General features: G+C 72.7%; 3 protein-coding genes. 2 read left to right on the forward strand and 1 reads right to left on the reverse strand.

What is annotated here, in order from left to right; translation table 11 throughout:
* Positions 1-942, reverse strand: a 942-nt coding sequence (locus FHD68_RS18110) for a DEAD/DEAH box helicase (RefSeq protein WP_139086473.1), incomplete at its 3' end; no start/stop codon positions are given.
* Positions 943-1,058: 116 nt separating this feature from the next.
* On the opposite strand from FHD68_RS18110, the gene FHD68_RS18115 reads away from it, so the two are divergent.
* Positions 1,059-2,429, forward strand: coding sequence for a YcjX family GTP-binding protein (locus tag FHD68_RS18115; RefSeq protein WP_046000766.1), 1,371 nt, complete (start codon positions 1,059-1,061; stop codon positions 2,427-2,429).
* Positions 2,426-3,139: DUF697 domain-containing protein (locus FHD68_RS18120; protein WP_139086475.1), on the forward strand; the 714-nt coding region annotated here is incomplete at its 3' end. The genes FHD68_RS18115 and FHD68_RS18120, both read left to right, overlap by 4 nt.

The raw sequence follows: 3,139 nt of genomic DNA on the forward strand, positions 1-3,139 counted from the left end.
CTCGGCGCGGCTGACCCGCTCGGTCACAAGCCGCGACATGCCGCTGCCCGGATCGAACCGGGCACGCCGCGCGCGCCCCGCATCCACGACCACCCGCACACCGGGGATCGTCAGCGACGTCTCGGCAATGGCCGTCGCCAGAACGATCCGCCGCACGGCTCCCGGCAGGGCCAGCGCCGCGCGCTGCGCCGCCGCCGGCAGCGCGCCATACAGAGGCAGCACCTCGCAGCCCGTCCCCGACAGGGCCGCCGTCACGCGGCGGATCTCTCCCTCTCCGGGCAGAAAGGCCAGGATCGTGCCGCCCGTCTCGCGCGTCTCGTCATGGGCCCTTGCGATCAGACGCGCGGCATCGTCCGCCAACCGCCCGCCCGCGGGCAGGGGCCGGTCCAGCCAGCGCGTCTCGACCGGAAAGGCCCGCCCCTCGGACGTCACCACAGGCGCGTCGTCCAGCATTGCCGCCACCGGCCCCGCGTCCAAGGTGGCGGACATCACCAGCACCGCCAGATCCTCGCGCAGGGCACCCCGCGCCTCCCAGACCAGGGCCAGCCCCAGATCGGCGTTCAGGCTGCGCTCGTGGAACTCGTCAAAGATCACGCAGCCCACGCCCTCCAGCGCGGGATCGGTCTGGATCATCCGCGTCAGGATGCCCTCGGTCACCACCTCGATGCGGCTGCCCTGAACCGATTCCCCGCGCATTCGGTATCCAACCCGCCCGCCCACGGCCTCGCCCAGGGAATGCGCCAGGCGCTCGGCCGCAGCGCGCGCGGCCAGGCGGCGCGGCTCCAGCATCAGGATGCGGCCCGCGACCTGATCCATCAGCGCCAGCGGCACCCGCGTCGTCTTGCCCGCGCCGGGCGGGGCCACCAGCACCGCGCGGCCATGGCTGCGGATCGCCGCGCACAGCGCAGGCAGGGCGTCGTCGATGGGCAGGGCATCCGTCATGCCCGCCTTCTAGCGCCGCCGGGGCACCGGGCACAATCGCGCCGCTACACATCGCGCCTCCGCGGACCTATCTTGCACCCGCGGCGTTGGGTGTCGCGAAACGAACAGGGGCAGACATGGGTATCCGCAGCGACGTGATGGAGGGGCTGGGCCTGTCCGATCCGGTGATCCGCATCGGCGTGACGGGCCTGTCGCGGGCCGGCAAGACGGTGTTCATCACCTCGCTGGTGGCGAACCTCCTGGAACGCGGGCGCATGTCGTCGCTGCGCGCCGCCGCCGACGGGCGGCTCAAGGCGGTGTGGTTGCAGCCCCAGCCCGACGACACCATCCCCCGCTTCGACTTCGAACGCCACCTGGCCGCGCTGACCGGCCCCGATCCGCACTGGCCCGACGGCACGCGTCACGTCAGCCAGCTGCGCCTGTCGCTGCGCCTGCAGGGCGGCGGCATGTTCGGGGGGCTGCGCGGCGCGCGCAACCTGCATGTGGACATCGTCGATTATCCCGGCGAATGGCTGCTGGACCTGCGCCTGATGGAACGCGACTTTGCGCAATGGTCGACCGAGGTGCTGGACCGCATCGCGGGCCGCCCCGGCGCCGACCGGTTCCTGACCGCGCTGCAGGCGCTGCCCCGCGATGACGGCTTCACCGAACCGCAGGCCCAGCAGCTGGCCGACATCTATACCGCGCATCTGAACGCGGCGCGCGACGCGGGCTGGTCGGACTGCACGCCCGGCCGGTTCCTGATCCCCGGAGAGCTGGCTGGATCGCCCGCCCTGACCTTTGCGCCCCTGCCGCCCGACCTGCAGGCCACGCGGCTTGGCCGAGAATTCCGCCGCCGGTTCGATGCCTACAAGTCGCGGGTGATCCGGCCCTTCTTTCGCGACCACTTTGCCCGCATCGACCGCCAGGTAGTGCTGGTCGACATCCTGGGCGCGATCCATCAGGGCCCCCAGGCGGTCGAGGACATGCGCCGCGCCATGGCCGACATCCTGTCGGCCTTCCGCCCCGGCCGCGCAGGCTGGCTGGGCCAGCTTCTGGGCACGCGGCGGGTTGAACGCATCCTGTTCGCCGCGACCAAGGCCGACCACCTGCACCACACCCAGCATAACCGCCTGACCGCGATCCTGTCCGCCATGCTGCGCGAGGCCCGCGACCGCGCCGATTTCCAGGGCGCCCGGACCGAGGCGATGGCCATCGCCGCCCTGCGCGCCACGACCGAGGACATGATCGCCCAGCCCGACGGCGACCTGCCCGCCGTGCGCGGACGCCTGCTGGACGGGCGGCAGGCCGCGTTCTTTCCGGGCGAACTGCCCACCGACCCCGCGGTGCTGCTGCATCCCGCGCGGCAGGGCGCGCAGGCGTGGCTGGATGCCGATTACGCGATCATGAACTTTGCCCCCGCCCCCCTGACCACGCGTCCGGGCGACGGCCCGCCCCACATCCGGCTGGACCGCGCCGCCGAATTCCTGATCGGAGACCGCCTGTGACCGACGCCCCCAAACGCCCGCGCGGTCCGGTCCTGATGCCCCTGGACGACGATACCGGCACCCGGCCGCGGCCGCCCCGCACGGAAACCCGCGCGGACGACGCCCCAAGCCCCGCCGATGCCCCTGTCATCGACATCAGCGACGCCCCGCTGCCCCAGCCGCGCACCATGCAGATGGTGGCCCGGCTGGTCGGGCGCCCACCATCGCGTCTGACGCGGTTGTTCATCAATGCCGGGGCGGCGCTGTTCACCTTCCTTCTGGGCGTGATGGCGCTGGATTTCATTGACGGGCTGATGACCCGCTATCCGCTGCTGGGCTGGATCGCCGTCACGCTGTTCGCGGTCTTCACCATCGCGGCCCTGGGGATGGCGCTGCGGGAATGGCGGGCATGGCGGCGGATGGCCAGGATCGACGCGCTGCAGCGGCAGGCCGGCGCCGCCTTGGCCGCCGAGAGCCTGGATCAGGCCAAGGCGGTTGCCGACGGCCTGGTCGCCCTCTATGCCAAGCGCCCCGAGATGGAGTGGCAGCGTCAGCGCCTGGCCGACCGCCGGGCCGAAACCTTTGACGCCCAGGCCCTGCTGACCCTGGCCGAGACAGAGCTGCTGGCCGGGCTGGACCAGCAGGCGCGCCGCGAGATCGAGGCCGCCGCCCGGACGGTCGCCGCGACGACCGCGCTGGTCCCGCTGGCCCTGGCCGACGTGGCGGCCGCC

Source organism: Paracoccus marcusii, from assembly GCF_006151785.1.
Classification (GTDB): Bacteria; Pseudomonadota; Alphaproteobacteria; order Rhodobacterales; family Rhodobacteraceae; genus Paracoccus; species Paracoccus marcusii.

Excerpts from the sequence above, each read along its gene's own strand:
- FHD68_RS18115 (WP_046000766.1), top strand. The coding sequence starts at position 1,059 with ATGGGTATCCGCAGCGACGTGATGGAGGGGCTGGGCCTGTCCGATCCG.